Annotated in this window: 19 protein-coding genes; 12 read left to right on the forward strand and 7 right to left on the reverse strand. The window is 38.4% G+C overall.

Features of this window, described 5'->3' with window-relative positions; translation table 11 throughout:
* Positions 1 to 62: 62 nt before the first annotated feature.
* From ACFSY7_RS07065 to ACFSY7_RS07075, 3 genes are all read right to left on the reverse strand, one after another.
* Positions 63 to 1,175, reverse strand: a complete 1,113-nt coding sequence (locus ACFSY7_RS07065; RefSeq protein WP_380147365.1) for a YcjF family protein — start codon at positions 1,173 to 1,175, stop codon at positions 63 to 65.
* Positions 1,176 to 3,050 (reverse strand): GTPase domain-containing protein, encoded by a 1,875-nt coding sequence (locus ACFSY7_RS07070; RefSeq protein ID WP_380147367.1) that lies wholly within the window; start codon positions 3,048 to 3,050, stop codon positions 1,176 to 1,178. It abuts the gene before it with no gap.
* Positions 3,051 to 3,152: 102 nt separating this feature from the next.
* Complete coding sequence (locus ACFSY7_RS07075) at positions 3,153 to 3,617, reverse strand: hypothetical protein (RefSeq protein WP_380147368.1); 465 nt, start codon at positions 3,615 to 3,617, stop codon at positions 3,153 to 3,155.
* A 171-nt stretch (positions 3,618 to 3,788) separates the two neighbouring features.
* On the opposite strand from ACFSY7_RS07075, the gene amaP reads away from it, so the two are divergent.
* The gene (gene amaP / locus ACFSY7_RS07080) at positions 3,789 to 4,331 is read left to right on the forward strand and encodes an alkaline shock response membrane anchor protein AmaP (protein ID WP_380147369.1); all 543 of its coding nucleotides are present in this window, start codon (positions 3,789 to 3,791) and stop codon (positions 4,329 to 4,331) included.
* 24 nt (positions 4,332 to 4,355) lie between these two features.
* Entirely contained in the window at positions 4,356 to 4,787 is a 432-nt protein-coding gene (locus ACFSY7_RS07085) for an Asp23/Gls24 family envelope stress response protein (RefSeq protein WP_126989667.1), read from the forward strand.
* Here the strand turns inward: ACFSY7_RS07085 and ACFSY7_RS07090 are convergent.
* Positions 4,753 to 5,166, reverse strand: coding sequence for an MFS transporter permease (locus ACFSY7_RS07090; protein ID WP_380147370.1), 414 nt, complete (start codon positions 5,164 to 5,166; stop codon positions 4,753 to 4,755). The two genes, ACFSY7_RS07085 and ACFSY7_RS07090, sit on opposite strands and share 35 nt — an antisense overlap.
* A gap of 99 nt (positions 5,167 to 5,265) precedes the next feature.
* Here ACFSY7_RS07090 and ACFSY7_RS07095 point away from each other — a divergent pair, with 99 nt between their 5' ends.
* The 6 genes from ACFSY7_RS07095 to ACFSY7_RS07120 all read left to right on the forward strand — a co-directional run bounded on the left by ACFSY7_RS07095 (position 5,266) and on the right by ACFSY7_RS07120 (position 11,110).
* Positions 5,266 to 5,847, forward strand: a complete 582-nt coding sequence (locus ACFSY7_RS07095; protein WP_380147371.1) for a TetR/AcrR family transcriptional regulator — start codon at positions 5,266 to 5,268, stop codon at positions 5,845 to 5,847.
* A gap of 127 nt (positions 5,848 to 5,974) precedes the next feature.
* Entirely contained in the window at positions 5,975 to 7,969 is a 1,995-nt protein-coding gene (locus ACFSY7_RS07100; RefSeq protein WP_380147372.1) for a catalase, read from the forward strand.
* A 103-nt stretch (positions 7,970 to 8,072) separates the two neighbouring features.
* Complete coding sequence (locus ACFSY7_RS07105) at positions 8,073 to 8,525, forward strand: MarR family winged helix-turn-helix transcriptional regulator (protein WP_126989663.1); 453 nt, start codon at positions 8,073 to 8,075, stop codon at positions 8,523 to 8,525.
* A 10-nt stretch (positions 8,526 to 8,535) separates the two neighbouring features.
* Positions 8,536 to 9,051 carry a GNAT family N-acetyltransferase gene (locus ACFSY7_RS07110; RefSeq protein ID WP_380147373.1) on the forward strand — a complete coding sequence of 172 codons (516 nt, stop codon included), beginning with the start codon at positions 8,536 to 8,538 and terminating at the stop codon, positions 9,049 to 9,051.
* 153 nt (positions 9,052 to 9,204) lie between these two features.
* Entirely contained in the window at positions 9,205 to 10,410 is a 1,206-nt protein-coding gene (locus ACFSY7_RS07115) for a glycosyltransferase (RefSeq protein ID WP_380147374.1), read from the forward strand.
* Positions 10,394 to 11,110, forward strand: coding sequence for an HAD-IIB family hydrolase (locus tag ACFSY7_RS07120; RefSeq protein WP_139993123.1), 717 nt, complete (start codon positions 10,394 to 10,396; stop codon positions 11,108 to 11,110). Before ACFSY7_RS07115 ends, ACFSY7_RS07120 begins: the two co-directional genes overlap by 17 nt.
* Before the next feature lie 45 nt (positions 11,111 to 11,155).
* Here ACFSY7_RS07120 and ACFSY7_RS07125 read toward each other — a convergent pair whose 3' ends face one another.
* Complete coding sequence (locus ACFSY7_RS07125; RefSeq protein ID WP_380147376.1) at positions 11,156 to 11,425, reverse strand: hypothetical protein; 270 nt, start codon at positions 11,423 to 11,425, stop codon at positions 11,156 to 11,158.
* A gap of 453 nt (positions 11,426 to 11,878) precedes the next feature.
* Here ACFSY7_RS07125 and ACFSY7_RS07130 point away from each other — a divergent pair, with 453 nt between their 5' ends.
* Together ACFSY7_RS07130 and ACFSY7_RS07135 are read left to right on the forward strand one after the other, a co-directional pair.
* The gene (locus ACFSY7_RS07130) at positions 11,879 to 12,151 is read left to right on the forward strand and encodes a hypothetical protein (protein ID WP_126989658.1); all 273 of its coding nucleotides are present in this window, start codon (positions 11,879 to 11,881) and stop codon (positions 12,149 to 12,151) included.
* A gap of 15 nt (positions 12,152 to 12,166) precedes the next feature.
* Entirely contained in the window at positions 12,167 to 12,394 is a 228-nt protein-coding gene (locus ACFSY7_RS07135) for a hypothetical protein (protein WP_126989657.1), read from the forward strand.
* Positions 12,395 to 12,543: 149 nt separating this feature from the next.
* Here the strand turns inward: ACFSY7_RS07135 and ACFSY7_RS07140 are convergent, their stop codons facing one another.
* Positions 12,544 to 13,269, reverse strand: a complete 726-nt coding sequence (locus tag ACFSY7_RS07140) for a 3-ketoacyl-ACP reductase (protein ID WP_126989656.1) — start codon at positions 13,267 to 13,269, stop codon at positions 12,544 to 12,546.
* Between the two features lie 157 nt (positions 13,270 to 13,426).
* On the opposite strand from ACFSY7_RS07140, the gene ACFSY7_RS07145 reads away from it, so the two are divergent.
* Together ACFSY7_RS07145 and ACFSY7_RS07150 are read left to right on the forward strand one after the other, a co-directional pair.
* Entirely contained in the window at positions 13,427 to 13,606 is a 180-nt protein-coding gene (locus ACFSY7_RS07145; RefSeq protein WP_126989655.1) for a hypothetical protein, read from the forward strand.
* 266 nt (positions 13,607 to 13,872) lie between these two features.
* Positions 13,873 to 15,291 carry a hypothetical protein gene (locus tag ACFSY7_RS07150; RefSeq protein WP_380147378.1) on the forward strand — a complete coding sequence of 473 codons (1,419 nt, stop codon included), beginning with the start codon at positions 13,873 to 13,875 and terminating at the stop codon, positions 15,289 to 15,291.
* Positions 15,292 to 15,370: 79 nt separating this feature from the next.
* On the opposite strand, the gene ACFSY7_RS07155 is transcribed toward ACFSY7_RS07150, so the two are convergent.
* On the reverse strand, positions 15,371 to 16,549 hold the full coding sequence (locus ACFSY7_RS07155; RefSeq protein ID WP_380147379.1) for a hypothetical protein: 1,179 nt from the start codon (positions 16,547 to 16,549) through the stop codon (positions 15,371 to 15,373).
* Between the last annotated feature and the right edge of the window lie 173 nt (positions 16,550 to 16,722).

Below are 16,722 nucleotides of genomic sequence, written 5' to 3' on the forward strand. Positions count from 1 at the left end.
TTTTATTAAATTATACAAATATAAAAAAGAAGAAGCCATCTGATGAAAGCTTCTGCGTATTTTTATTTTTTCTTTTGATTATCCATTTCTTTTTTCAAGAAATCATCAAACATTTTTTTCACTTCATCACTTTTTAATAGATCCGTCATAAACTCGGTTACGTCCTCACCACGAATGTTTTTCTTCGCAATACGGTAGCAAATTTCGGATACCGTAAAGCCAAGTGATACGGTAATTGCTGTCGCAACCGAGCCGTTAATAACCGAGCCTGCACCTGGAATAAATTTTGTAAGCTGTGCTACGAGGTAGCGTCCAAGATTGCTGACAAGTGTTCCTGCACCGAGCGCACTGACGATAACCGAAATATTTTCGAAGTCACTATCTAAGCCATATTGCTTCATAATGCGACCAATCATCGCGCTTTGGTTCGCTAATAAAAGGGGACCATCTGCAAATGGAATCGGCGTAAAGCCGACCGCAAACGAAGCGGCCGCATGCTGACGGATAGCTTTATTTACTTCTTTTTTCACAAGGTCGACATTCGTACGCTGAGCACGTAAGAATGCATATTTCACAGACGGCTCGATATGCTCGTATGTCCAAGTGATGAGCTTGCTAAGCTCGAAATTATCGCCTGCATCATATACGGTTGAGACATAGAAATGAGGGATATTCGCCTGCTGTAAAATGGCTATCATCGCACGCAAATCTTCCTCAGCCGCCATATCAGCCTTTGTTAGCACAACAGCAAGGGGCTTACCCGTTTTCATAAAGCGCTCAATCATCGCGATATCCATATCGGTTACGCGGCTATTTGGTGCGGCAATGCAGTACCACACCATATGAATTTGGTCCGCTGGTTTGGTTTTGCTGTCTTCCATATAGAGCTGCATTTCATTTAAAAATCGAGTATGTTCCTCAGTTGCGAGTTCATAGCCTTTCGTATCAAATAGGGTGATCGGCATATTCGGAATCGAATATTTCGTTGTTTCCTGTGTGACAGGCTTCCCATTACCGACCTTTGTAAAATCGACATCAAACACTTTGTTGACAAGTGCTGATTTACCAACACCTGTTGCGCCTACAACGAGAATATTGGCATTGCCATCCTCTTTTAAAAATACTTCGAGCGCTTTTTCAACTTGCTCGGTCATCTGATAGTCTTCCTTTGTCATCTATAATTCCTCCTTGTCAATCGCGGCACTTGCACGTGCAATAGTTTGGCGTGTTTCATCTTCAATACGAGCACGATTTTCCGTCAAATACCGCTCCATCTCTTTTTGAAACTTGCGTCCTACTTGTGGCGGTGCTTGCATTAAAATCGTTGAACGAAATGCCTCTTCTAATTTACTAAAGGCCACATCTAATGCTTCAATGCGCCACTCATTATCGACGTGTTTCGTGCGATTTGTACGGCGTGCCGGATGAGTCACATCAAGTGTACTTGCATACGTAGTCATCGCGGCATGCACTTCTCGCTCCATTAGTAGATTTAAATCTTGGCTTACAAAGCGCTCAGATAGCTGCTTCGCAAGTGCAACCGCTTCCTTACTTGATGGACTTTCCTCGATACGTCGGCGGTACTCACCAGCCACTTTACGATTTGCTAAATAGAAAATACGCTCTGGTAGTCGCTCATTTAGCATCTCTAAATAATTGACACGAATATGTGCGGTAATCTCTTCAAGACCCTGCTGTTCAATGACCTGGCCCGTCATCAGTTTTTGCGCCACACTATTGACTGGAATAACGGTAACATCCTCACGCGTCGCATCGTGTATGGTCTCTGTTAGCTCAGCGATGACTTGCGGCGATACGAGCGAAGCCTTTGTTAGCGCCACAATAACATGGATTTTTTTCTCCCGTAGCATATCAATTACTTTTAAATCAAAATCCTGCACGCGAGCAGAGGCGCCTGAAATACAATAAATGGCGATATGCACCCATTCTGCAACGGCTGCTTTATAGCCGCGTGTCTCAAGGAAATGATTAAAGTCTGCTAGCCATACCTGGTCTTTGCCCTGCTCAATGCCCCATGAATCAATTAGCGATACCGGAATGCCATTTAATACGAGCTTTTCCTCAAAAAAGCCTTGCTCGGTCACAGGTTTTCCGGCACCAGTGGCACGTTTTGGCGCATTAAATAAATAGTTGATAAGGGACGATTTACCAACGCCTGTCTGCCCTAAAATCGCGACATTTACAGATTGGCGAGCGCGTGTTGGTAGCATGGCCTCTTTCACTTGTGAAATATAGCTCTCGACTAAATCTGCTACATCACGATTTGTGCGAAGCTGCTCTAAAATATAGTGTTCAAAGGCATCCGCTACATGAATTGACGACTTATTGACAATGGCACGTGCTTTTTTCGATGTTTTGCCAATCAGTGTTTTGAAGCGCCCAGGTTTTTCTTCGACTTCTTCAATAGGACCGCGTAGCTGTTTGAAGAATGCAGATACATTTGATGTAAATGTATCTAATGATAGCTTTTGTTCAGGCTGCTCCTCGAAAAAAGCAATTTTAGGTGATAATGGCAGTAAGAGTTCCTCAGCCACCTGATGCAAAATAGGCGACAAATCCTTTGTTAAAAATTGTGCAGTAAATTGCTCAGCCTGCTGCTGTGCATTTTTCGTGCGCCATATTTTTTCAACTTTTTCCTTATACGGAATCAATGCTTTTTTCGCATACAGCATCATTTTCGCGCGGAAGTAAGCACGAACGACGCGCAAATAACCTTCAAATAATGCATCTTCTAACATGATGACATCATCTGCATTTGTTAACGTTACATTCGGTGGCAGTGTCATATCCAAATCAATGGGCCCCTCTACATGACGAAGTGCAATAACAACCGGCATTTTCTTCGCCGCCTGCTGAATCGTAAACAATTCATCCGCAGTTGGCCCTTTTGCATCCATAATGTAGAGCATGATATTTGCTGAGTGATTGCTATTAATAATTGGAATATCGCCTACTTGCGTCAAGGGTAATGTAAAATCCTGCGTACTAGGTTGTTTATATAATAAAATATTGAGCTGTGTTAAATCCACGTCATCACCATCTTTTTCTAGAATGTACTATAGTATACGGAATACCCGAAAAAATGTTTCATCGAACACAAAAAAACCGAGACAATCGCCTCGGGTTTGATATTATTTCAACATTTTTTTGTAGTCGCTACGTTGAATGCTCGTAAAGTTAACATGATCGAGCGACGTTTTTTTACCATCTAGACGGAAATAAATTGTTTGTAATTTAGGCATGTTTTTAAAGAATGTTACAGCGATGCGATCCGTGAAGAATTGGCCACCAGTAGAGCCTTGCACGACTTGGCTAGTTGCTAGAGATGATTTGAAATTAAGCGTAATCGTTTTTTCTGATTTTGATACAGCATACCCTTTTACATAATGTGTATAGTGTAGCTCATGCATTAAAAATTTTGTCATTGAACCATTTTTAGCGTAGCTATAAGGCGACTTATGCTCAACGACTAATTTTGTCGCCATTTTATTTGGAGCATAGATTGTGAGTTGTTGTGAGGCATGTGCTGCAAGTGGAGCCGTCATAAGTGGTAGCGCAATCATCGTTGCAATGAATGGCTTTGTCCATTTCTTCATTGTGAATCACACCTTTCATTTTAAGTTATAGTTATCTATTCCCGCTGCAAACAGAAAAAATGCTAGGGAAAGGGACTTATTAGGCTTTTAGGTATGTATGACTACAAATGAATCAGGCGTTTATTTTTGAGGAATAGTGGAAGAATGACAATAAAGAAATAATAGTAGGAGGTGCATAAATTGAAGCGTCTTATTAGCTTCTTAATAGGGCTCATTGTTTTTTTAGGCATAGGCGCGCTTGCGTTGATGGTGTTTGACATTCCCCAGTTGTCGGATATACAGCGACAACTAAGCGGTTATGAATGGTTTGAGCCTACGCTCTATATTTTGACTACGCTTATTGTCTTCATTGCGCTTATTCTTCTTCTGTTTGCCTTTTCTACATCATATAAAAAACGTGGTATTTATGAGCGCTTTGAGGATGGCGACATCTATATTACGAAACAAACGATTGAAAATCATGTGAAGCAGGCCATCGAAAAATATGATGATGTACGGCAGCCAACTGTTGCGGTGAAATTACATCAGCGTTCAAAAGATTCCTACCTCGATATTATGATTGATATGCTCGTAACTCGCCCTGATACACAGGTATTATTTGAACAAATGTATAGCGATATTAAAGCGAGTACTGAGCAGTTTGCAGAGATGCCTGTGCGTCATTTGAAATTTCAGCCGATTGATCAAAAAGAATTACGCCGTCGTGTGATTTAATTTACTAAAAAGGAGTCGATTATAATGAATGAAGAAAAAGTATACAATGACCAAGCAGGAGTAAATGAAGCACTTGAACAGCCGAAACATGAAAATTCATTAACATTTGATGATGGTGTTATTGCAAAAATTGCGGGGTTAGCAGCACGTGAAATGAATGGCATTTTAGATATGAAAGGCGGTTTTACAGACCGCTTTAGCTCGAACAATGTGGCACGAGGTGTGTCGGCAGAGGTTGGAGAAAAACAAGCCATTGTCAATTTAAACGTGATTTTAGAGTACGGTCAAAGTGCACCAACTATTTTCAAAAAAGTAATTGATCTTGTAACGGAGCAAGTAGCTTATATGACGGGTATACATGTTGTCGAAGTAAATATGCATGTTAGCGACGTTATGAGTGCCAAGGAATATGAACAAGCAACTACGAAAGAGAAAAACACTGGAAAGTTAGCGTAATATAAAAACGTACACGAACCTTTTCGTATACGCGACCATAAATAATCGTGAAAAAAATAACGCTCGCAACAGTCGTAATCATACAAGGAACGATAAATGAGCTATCCATTGCGAAAATAACATCCTTACGGAACCAATTTTGGAATGGTAATCCAAATCCTAATAATATAATGAAAAATAAAATTTTGAAGCCGATATGCTTACCCCGCATTTTTTTAATTGCGCCGTTCACACCAAGACGTAAAAGCGCGAGACCTAGTCCAACCGCAACGAAAATGAGTAAATAAAATTTCACTGCATCATTAAAAATAAAGGCTTTCCCAATCAAGACGACTAAAATTGCTGCAGCAATCGTTAAAAAAATGGTACTTTTTTTCATACAGAACTCCTTTTAAGATGATGTAACTATCATAAGATGCGACGTATACTATAGCAATAATCACTATTTAACAAAGTGTTGAATGGTTTGGAGGGTATTATGACAATTTATAATGAAATGAATGCTGCAACTAGGCAAAAAATTATGAATGCACTGATTACATTATTACAGCAACGCCCACTATCAAAAGTATCGGTTCAAACAATTGCCGACCAGGCAGAAGTCAACCGTGGTACAGTGTATGTCCATTTTGTAGATAAGTACGCCATCCTAGAAACAATTGAAAAACGTTTAATTGAGGGCTTAGAAAAAGCTATCAAGCCGCTTCAGCCAGCGTCGATTTTAGCAGAAGCCCAACAAGGCATCGTGTCGCCATTTTCTACACGAGTATTTCAGTACATTGAAGAACAGCAAAAAGTATTTCGTATACTATTACTTCAGGATGTCGAATTTACAAAGAAGCTACGCGATTTTTTTATGAATCAATTTATTGAAAAAAAGGCGTTAATAATTGAAAATGTGCCTATTTCCTATACGGCCGCTTTTGCTGCATCGGCATTTTTAGGTGTGGTGGAACAATGGCTGACAGCACAGGAGATTGATGGCCAGACGGCGGCTACTTATTTTAGGTTTAAAGAAAATAAACTAGTTTATTATTTTAGTCCTTTCGTTTGGAATTAAGAAACTAAACCTTTTTACCTGTTAGAAATTCATCTTATTGGGCAGTCTACTACATAAGGGTGTCCAATAAAGAAAACATGCATCCGATTCATTCAAAAACCTGTTAATTCAAAGGAGGAAAATGAACATGGAGCAAGAGAACAAGAAAAAACAACAATTAGAGGACTATACAGTAGAGGATCGAGATAAGGCGCTGACAACGAATCAGGGCTTGAAAATGAGTGAAGATGAATTTTCATTAAAAGTTGGAGATCGTGGACCGACGATTATGGAGGATTTTCATTTTCGTGAAAAAATGACACATTTTGACCATGAGCGAATCCCAGAGCGCGTCGTCCATGCACGCGGAACAGCTGCACATGGCTATTTTGAAAGCTACGGGGATGCGAGTGATATTACGATGGCGAAGTTTTTAAGTGAAAAAGGAAAGCAAACGCCTGTTTTTGTACGTTTTTCAACAGTGGCAGGTTCTCGTGGGTCGGCTGACAGTGTACGTGATGCACGTGGCTTTGCGACGAAATTTTACACAGAGGAAGGAAATTATGACCTAGTCGGTAATAACATTCCGGTATTCTTTATTCAAGATGCTATTAAATTTCCAGACTTTGTTCATGCAGTGAAGCCAGAGCCGCATAATGAAATTCCACAAGCACAAAGTGCCCATGATACATTCTGGGATTTTGTAGCGAATAACCAAGAAGCTGCGCATATGGTGATGTGGCATATGTCAGACCGTTCCATTCCACGAAGCTATCGTATGATGGAGGGCTTTGGTGTCAATACGTATCGCTTTGTCAATGAAGATGGTGTGGCACACTTCGTTAAATTGCACTGGAAACCGGTACTTGGTGTTCACTCGTTTGTTTGGGATGAGGCACAAAAGATTGCCGGGAAAGATCCAGATTTCCATCGTCGAGACTTATATGATGCTATTGAACAGGGCAATTATCCAGAGTATGAATTAGCGGTGCAACTGATTCCAGAAGAGCAAGAATTTGCATTTGATTTTGATATTTTAGATCCAACGAAGATTTGGCCTGAAGAACAAGTTCCGCTTCGAAAGCTTGGAAAGATGACGCTTAATCGTAATGTGGACAATTTCTTTGCAGAAACAGAGCAAGTGGCCTTCCATGTAGGACATGTTGTACCAGGGATTGACTTCTCAAATGACCCGTTATTACAAGGCCGTTTATTCTCTTATACAGATACGCAGTTGATTCGTCTTGGTGGTCCTAATTTCCACGAGATTCCAATCAATAAACCAGTTTGTCCATTCCATAATAATCAACGAGATGGCTATAACCGTCAAACAATCAACCGCGGTCAAGTAAGCTACCACAAAAACAGCTTGCAAAATAATACACCAAACCCTGTTCCACGTGCTAATGGTGGATATGAGCATTACCAAGAAAAAGTAGATGGTCGAAAAATTCGTGCACGTAGTCAAGGCTTTGAGGATCACTTTTCTCAAGCACGTCTATTTTGGAATAGTATGACACCAATAGAAAAAGAACATATTATGAAGGCATTCTGCTTTGAAGTAGGGAAAGTACAAAGTATGGATATACGTAAACAGGTTGTAGAAATGGTGGCACATATTAGCCATGACCTAGCAAAAACTTTAGCTGAAAAAGTGGGCGTTACTGCGACAATTGAGACCATTCCAGAAGAGACAGAAATGAAGCAATCACCAGCTGTAAGTATGTACACGAATCCAATTCGTTTTGTAGAAACGAAAAAAGTTGCGGTCATTATTCAAAAAGGGGAGGAAGCAAAGCCACTTATTGAAGCACTAGAAGCAGCGGGTATTGTCGTCGAAATCGTTAGTGATCGACAAGGAACGTTAGGAGACGTTATAAGTGACCATACATTTGATACAGCTTCTCCGGTATTATATGATGGTTTAATTGTTGCGACGAAGTTTGAAGATGCGTTAACACAACGTAAAGTCGAAACATTTATTGATGAAGTATACAATCACTATAAAGCGATTGGCTATACGGATGAGGATGTTATTCAAGTTGCTTATAGTAAAGCACCTGGCGTTGTGAAAGGATTAGAAGCCTTTATTGATGCACTCGCAACAGATCGTCATTTTGATCGTGAATACGCGATTGGATAACTTAAGAGAAGAAGTAGGGACAGCTTCCCTGCTTTTTTTTATTGCTTTTTTTGTTGCAAATACAATATAATAATGTTGTATTTACAACAAAGTGAGGTGTAATATGACAACGATTTTACGGGAAATTGGGATGATTGCGCGTGCGCTGGATTCGATTAGTAATATCGAGTTTAAAGAATTAAATATGACGAAGGGTCAATATCTGTATTTAATTCGTATTTATGAACATCCGGGTATTATTCAAGAAAAAGTGGCAGAGATGTTAATGGTAGACCGTACGACAGCTGCGCGTGCTGTACAAAAGCTTCAGCAACAGGGGTTCATAGAGAAACGTGATGATGCTACAAATAAAAAAATTAAAAAGTTGTATGTGACAGAGAAAGGTGCTGCGGTTTATCCATATTTAAAGCGAGAAAATGATTATTCTGATGATGTCGCATTAGAAGGCTTTACGATAAAAGAAAAACAATTACTACAAGACATGCTTGAAAAAATGCGTCATCAAGTAGAAGTAGAATGGGATTTTGTGAAAAAGGGAAATAAACGACAGTATTAGGAGGTATTTTATGAAATTTGTACAGTGTACGCCAACCGATGTAGCAACTTTACAACAAATTAGCCGCGAAACATTTTACGATACATTTGTAGGGACGACGCCAGAAGAAGATATGGCCAATTTTTTAGATGAGGCTTACGCAGAGGAAAAGCTCGTAGCTGAACTACGCAATCCACAGTCCACTTTTTATTTTTTAAGAAATGATAAAGAGCAGGTAGTGGCGTATCTAAAAATAAATGTAGGGGATGCCCAGACGGAGGATATGGGTGAGGATACATTAGAAGTTGAACGGATTTATGTGCGTAAAGCATATCAGAAGCAGGGGTTAGGTAAGTTATTAATGAATGAAGCATTCAAACAAGCTGAATTGAAGCACAAAACGAATGTCTGGTTAGGCGTATGGGAGCATAACACAAATGCCATTGCTTTTTACGAGAAAAAAGGCTTTCAAAAATTTAGTGAACATGCCTTTGTTATTGGTGACGACACGCAAATTGATTGGCTAATGAAATGTGCAGTAGAGTAGAATAAATGGAGTAGGAATCTTTCAAGATTTCTCTTTTTTTATTTTTAAGTAAAAAATCTTATTTTTATAAGTAGTTCTAAAAATATGTTAAAGCATCTTTTAGATTGGAAGACTATTAATAAGAAACATCTATGACATAAGGAGGAAATGGTAATGAAAAAAATTTTATTTATTTCAGAACATGGAGATCCCCTAGCACCACTTGGTAGTAGACAGGCTGGAGGTCAGAACAATTATGTCAAACAATTAGCATTAGAACTGGATAGCTTAGGATATGCTGTGGATATTGCTACGCATTGGTGTAACACATCCGCACCACAAATCGAGAAAATTGGGCAACATAGTTATGTACATCGCTTCGATGCAGGTGTCCATGGCTATGTTGATAAAAATGATATGCGTAGTTTGATGGGTACTTTTTATAAAGAAATTGTAGAAGCGCTACCTATTTCATCGTATGCCATTATTCATACCCATTACTGGATGTCAGGCCTTGTGGGATGCGAGCTGAAGAAAAATTATGGAATTCCATTTATTCATACTAACCATTCATTGGCACTTGCTAAAAAAGAAGGAAGCGGCGAACTAGACCGTTTCCGCTTAGCATGTGAGCGACAAGTGTTAATTGAAGCGGATACGGTACTTGCTACAACAAAGCAAGAAAAAGAATTAATAGAACGATGTGCCCCAAAAAGCCGTGTAGAAGTCATTCCGATTGGTGTTGCACCAATTTATTTAACAAAATCAATTGACGTTTCACATGTAAATACAAATTATTATTTTTATGCAGGACGTCTCGTTAAAACAAAAGGAATCTTTGAATTGATTGCGGCTTTCAAAGAAGTAATAACGAAACCTGATGTACCGAAAGACGTTTTATTAATTGTAGCAGGCGGCACAAAGGCAAGCATTAATCCGAAGACACAATTACCGCGTAATCGAAAAATATTAAAAGCCTTACAGGGCATAGAAGACCGTGTACTCTTTATTGGACCGCAAAATGCGAAGCAGTTAAAAGTCTTATATGCAAATGCCATTGCAACAATTATGCCATCTTACTATGAATCATTTGGGATGGTGGCAGCAGAGGCACAAGCGACGGGATGTCCCGTCATCGCGACAAATGTCGGGGGACTTCAAGAAGTAGTCGTAGATAATCGTACAGGCATCCACGTGCCAAAAGCATCACCAAAGGCCTTGGCGTCTGCGATGCGTGAGTTATTAGTAAAGAAAACAATGCGTCTAATGATGAAAAAACAAGCAAAAAAACGTGCTATGACAACATTTAACTGGAAAGAAATTGTGACAGATATTACTGCATTGTATAAAAGGAGTTTGACATATGTATCCAAATCTTAAGGAGCAAGTGCTTGCAACCGATCTTGACGATACGCTTGTAAGCGAGAAGATTTCACATGAGCAGTTATGGACATATTTTGGTGACAATCGTCCCTCACTTATTTATATAACAGGGCGTTATTTTCAATCAGCCTATCAGCTCATACAAGAAAACAATTTGCCGCAGCCAGATATTTTAATTTGTGATGCAGGCGGCTCTATCTATTGTGGTGAAACATTTAATGAAGATTTACTCTGGAGTGCGGCATTTCAAAAAATGCCTGTGAAAGCAATTGAGGAAATTGCGAATGAGTTAGATATTGAATGTCAGCAGGTTGATGCTAATAATCGTTTGGCACTGAATGCGACACCAGAAACTTATAAATTATTCAAATATGCCCTACAAGCTCAAGGCATTGAAGCGACAACGATTTTCAGTAATGAACGCCAACTCGATGTGTTAGCACCTAATGTGAATAAAGGAACAGCATTACATTATGTGCTTGAAAAATGTCAGCATACGAAAAATGTTGTGGTAGCGGGTGATTCTGAAAATGATGTGCATCTCATTGCAGCTGGATACCCGGCAATTATTGTTGGCAATGCTTGCGAGGAGTTAAAGCTTCTTGAGGGACCTTTGATTTACCATGCAGAAAAGAGTGCTGCTGAAGGGATTATTGAGGGTTGGCATTTCCATCGTCATCAATACGATATTGTTTAATGCATTAAAAAAGCAGAAATCCAGTAATGGATTCCTGCTTTTTTATTAGGTTCTTTTCATAAAATAAACAGGGACTAATAATAATGTACCAAGAGCTCCACCAAAGAAAATACTGCCAAATAATAAAAAGTAGAAGAATGCTGTAAAACTACCTTCAATGGATAAAGAAATAGCGATGCCAATGAATGCCAATAGCTCAATACAAGCGCCAGGTAATAGGAAAAAACGGCGACTTCCAAAAAGTTTCATCGCAAGTCCAATAAATAGCACAATGGCCATTGTTAATATCGCATAGGTTACGAGTGGATTTTCCATACTATCACCTCTTTCATTTTTCTGATACCCCTTCATTAAATAGTTATGCGTAGATTGAAAAGAGTTAACAAAGGATTTACAAATGGTTATTTTGTTTACATATACTTGAAAATCAATATAAATTATACTTCATTATATATTTAGGTATAGATAATGGGTATATTATACAAATTTTATTTAAAAATATCTTATAATTTTTCATTAGTTTTTTAGGACTTAATAAATAAAAAAAACAGCAATTCTATTTCTGAAAGTAAATATAGAAGTCTAATGAATCTATTTTATATTCAGTATAATAATAAATTATTATACTGAATATAAAATAATAGAAAAATGATAGATAAACAAAAAAATAATGATTTTGAAATTATAGTTTAAATAGTTTACACTATTTATGTAGTGTAAACTATTTAAAAATAATTAAATTAAATGGATAAAATGGAGGTTTTATTTATGAATTCTATAGCAAATAGTGTTTATAAAAGTTACTTTTATTATCATTTAACAAATTTGAAAGCACGGATAGACGCGTGGCCTTCTACAACAATGAAACATGATCTGCTTCAAAAATTATTGTACATTGAACAAACAGCAAAAATAACAGAAGCTGATTACATTGACTTTGTAAATAGATTAAAAAAGATGAAATTACAAGTACTTGAATTTGATTTATGTCTCTATTGTTTAAAAGGACTCATCGCATATAGTTTTGAAAAAAGCATCTAAGGAGAGATTAGCTATATGGGAATTGATAATTATATGACGGTTCAAGAAGCGGTAAAGCGATGGGAAATTACATTGTATCGCTTGAATAAAAAGCTATCTGATAATGATTTAATGAGACGAGCCGTAGATGATAAAATTTTAAAAAACTTTAAAGTAGATACAACAGATAAAAATAACTGGATTATTTCAAAAAAATTTATGGAAATGTGGTTTGGACCAGAACCTATAAATGAGCGCAAATAAAAAGGAACGAGGACAAAATAGGTCATTTTCCTTTTTTTAGCGTTCGCAACAAAAAACCGGAACCGCGCCATCGCGCGATTCCGGTTTTTCTTATGCTCATAGAAAAGGCTGTTTTTACACGTATGTCAAAGCCTCTCCTTTGTTTGTTCTTAGTATGGATTTGTACCAAGAATTGTTGCTTGTTTAATATAAATACGATTAGGCAGTTTTAATTGATTTACAATTACTTCTGCTAAATCTTCTGGTTGCATCATACGTTCGGCTTTTTCTTCGTCAATTAAACCAGATTCACGCGCTAACTCTGTTACGACAGTACTTGGTGCTAGTGCTGTCACGCGAATGTTATTACGGCGTACTTCTTGTGCTAATGATTCAGTTAAGCCGATAATACCAAATTTTGCTGCAGAATAAGCTGTTGATGTTGCGGCACCATTTAAGCCATTTGTTGATGAAATGTTGATGATGTCACCTTCATTTTTTTCAATTAATTGTGGTAATACTGCATGGGTCACGTAATATGTGCCTTTAATGCCAGTATCGACAATTTTCACCCATGTTTCAGGATCTTGTTCGACTAATTTTCCAAAACCACCCATGCCAGCATTATTAATTAAAATGTCAGCTTTGCCAAGTGCTTTTGTTAATGTAGCGACTGCTTGTTGCACTTCCTCGTTGTTTGTAACATCTGCTGTTGCAAAGGCAGATGTACCACCTTGTGCTTGTATCGCTTCAGATACTTCTTTGACTTGTGCTTCTGTGCGAGCAAGTAGTCCTACATGCACGCCCTCTTTTGCAAGTGCTTCTGCCACCGCACGACCAATACCACGGCCTGCGCCTGTAACAATAGCAATTTTACCTTCTAGTGATTGTACCATTCTACTCATTCCTTTCAATGAACCTTATTTTATTATAAACTTTTTTCCTGATTTTTAAAAAGAAACGTTTTCCATGTTTAAAATGATAGAAAGTTGTCAATAATGTAAAGTAGATAGTACAAATTCGAGACATTTCACTAAAAGGGGGGATTATTCCTTGGATATTCAAAAGTATGATGAAATAAAACAACGAGTTACATTACAATTTTCAGCTGAAGAATGGGGTACAATTTGTCAGTTATTAAAAGGACAACGATATGACCAAACAGTACCTGATAAAATTTTATCGATTGCTTCACATATCGAGATGCAAGAACATTTCTTTACACGACGATAATTTACAAAAAGATAAGGTGAGAGCATGTACTTAAAATCTTATAACCATGACAAGCAAAAAATTCTACTAGAAATGAGCGAAGATGAATTTCAAGAACTATGTGAGTTATTAGAGACACATCAAATGTCGCGACAAGCTATAGATAAATTGAATTTTTTAAAAGAACAACGAGAAGAACAGAGTAAAAGTGGCATATGAGTGTCTAAATGACGCTCTTTTTTTATTGCTCAAATGGTATACTAAAGAGCAAAAGGGAGGCGTTGACGATGGAAGCTACATGGATTCTACATGCGTTTAATGCGCTAGATGGGAAAAACTTACGCCAGGTCTATAGCATGTATGTGGAAATGACCTCGCTTGATTTGTTTGGCTCAGCATGGAATAAAGAATTAGAAGCGGTAATGAATAATCACGTCACACGTTTGGCAAGCTTGTCTGATGATGAGATTCGTTTACAACTAGTATTACAGCTTTTACAGACAACAAATCAACGTGCCGTACATATTGAAGAGACACAAGAATTAGAGCTTGCATACGCCAGAATTTTAGGTGCAACAGGTGAAATATCGATTGAACCATTAATTGAGCGATTCTTTCAACAATTACTAGAGGATACTGAGCATCAATGGCAGCACTTAAAGCCAATTGAACGCTCACATATTGCAAAAGTATTATTCGACTATAGCGCAACATTTAGAGCAGATATTCGTGAACAAGTGCAGCAGGGGCTTGGGATGCGACAAATGACATCACGACATTTAGAGCAGGCACTGACAGAGCGTGGTGTCGCACAGGGGATTGAGCAGCTTTATCAGCAATTTGGCGTGAATATTATACCTCTTATTGTGAACAGCGTGATTGATATTAAAAAAATAGATGTGCCACTTGGCTTTTTCACCTTGGCAACATCAGAAAATGCGCTAGCAGCTGTATCAAGCAGTTTTCTAACGTATCGTATTGCCAATAAATCAATGAAACGTGAAATGATCCCAGCGATTCTTGTACAAGCTGTTTTACCATATATCCTTGCTGGAAAACCGACTGTTGCGCCGCATTTGCAAACTTATTCAGCACAGATTGCTACGCATTATCAAACGCTGAAAAAATCGCTGCAGCAACTTGAAACACAGCAGCAAGAAGCGCAGCTAGATATTAAAATGTTAACGGATATGACAGTAATTTTAAAAGATAAATTACAACAGGAACGGGTGCATTTACTAGAAGCGGCAGACGCATTGTATTTACGTTTAGAAAAAACAGCGCAACTGCCAGATGTCGCACCGTATACGCAAAATGTGGAGTCGCTACGCCAAGACATTGAACGTTTACAGCGACTGCAAGATACGACCGTAATAAATCAAAGTCTGTTTGATAAGATGAAGGCGGCTACGAAAAAATTAGAGCATCGTACAAAAGTGAAAACAAAAGAACGTGCACTAAGTAAAGAACTAGAAAAAATGGCGATTACCATGTTACAACAGCAAATTCCATTTGATGAGACGCTTCAACTGCCATACACAGCAGCGAAACAACAAACTGCGTCACTTCAGCAGGAACAAAAACTCGTTACTGAAAAATTAGCACAGCGTACGGAAAAAATACAGACCGTGCTTAGGCAATATGAAAAGCTAGAGAAGCAAGTATTTGAGTTAGAAACACGTTATCCACATTTACGCACACCCTAAGCCAAACCCGCTCAAAGATTTCTTTGAACGGGTTTTTAACGTAAAAAAGACGCTATCACTCAGATAACGTCTTACGAATTTATGCGGAAGAAACCGCTGATGGCTGTTGAATCGCTGTAATCGCTTGCATCATATGGATTAAATCTATCATCAATTCGTCATCCTCATGCTCAAAATGTGGTACAGCAATTGTCGTTTGGTTTAGCTGGCACAGCCCGTCACGAATCAGGCAATGGTTGATCTTTTCATAGGCTGTATCAATAGCTTTGAACCAGCGTCCTTTCCCTCGAATGCCGGTCTTTGTGAGCACAAGTATCGGAGATTTACGAACCGTATATGCAAGTAATACCGTTTCCTGTTTTACTTGCTGTGACAAAAAGGGTGTGAGTGTACTACTAAATTGCTCAATCGCTTTTGCAAACGCCACTTCAAGTGTTTGAAAGGCATTTGCTGTGACAAGTGTGAAAAATAACGGATTCTCAATGAGTGCAAGGTGGATGGCCGCATTATGCTCGCCAAATAAGGTCGCTGCTGTTTCGCAACCAGGTAATAACTCAATTGCTTCTGTGTAGCCAATTGCTGTTAAAAAATGCTGTAGCTCCTCATTATCGTTTCCACACAATGCATAGGCTAGAGCAATATGTGTTGGGTGGTACGGGTCAGCCATTAAAAGCGCAAGCACATTTTCCTTTGTTGGCTGTTGTTGGACAACCTGTAATCGCTTCGGAACTTCTTGCCATTGCTGGAAAGGTAAGTTTTCAAGCGCCCAAGCATTATCATATTTCGCATCAGCGGCAAGTTGGACATACACCGTATGTAATGAAATAAAGGTATTATATATCGTTTGGTAATACTGAGCGAGCATCGCTTTCGTGAAAATTTCGTCGTTAATTTTTGCTAAATTATGTGTTTGTTTGGCTTCTTCAAATTGTGTCAAAATCTTCTGTTCAAATGTATCCATTGGTTGCAATGTGACAGCCGCTTGCTCACGAAAAGATACTTCTTCAAGGTCTTTTTGTAGAAGGCGGCCCTGCGAATAATAATAATCAATTTCTTGTGTAGCTAATGCTACGCGTTCTGTACGAATTTTTGAGAAGGCGGCAACGAGATGCAATGCATTTTGTTCGACAAGTTGTAATTTTTTAATGATAGCACTAGCTCGGACAGCCGCAATCTTGCGAATAGCTGCATAATCTTGCGTGATAGTTGGTAAAGTTATTGTGTGACCATATAAAGTGAGTGAATGAGTAGTATTCATCGGAAACGCCTCCTTTTTCTACAATAGTATCATATAATTCTATTTTTCGTATACGATAAACTGCTTTATGTATGACGAATTGTAATATTAAGTGCACCACTCAAAATAAATAAAAAAAGACCCATTCAATATGAGCCTGTATAATTAAAGTTCCTACACCAAAATCAACAGGG

This window comes from Kurthia populi, assembly GCF_042686175.1.
Classification (GTDB): Bacteria; Bacillota; Bacilli; order Bacillales_A; family Planococcaceae; genus Kurthia; species Kurthia populi.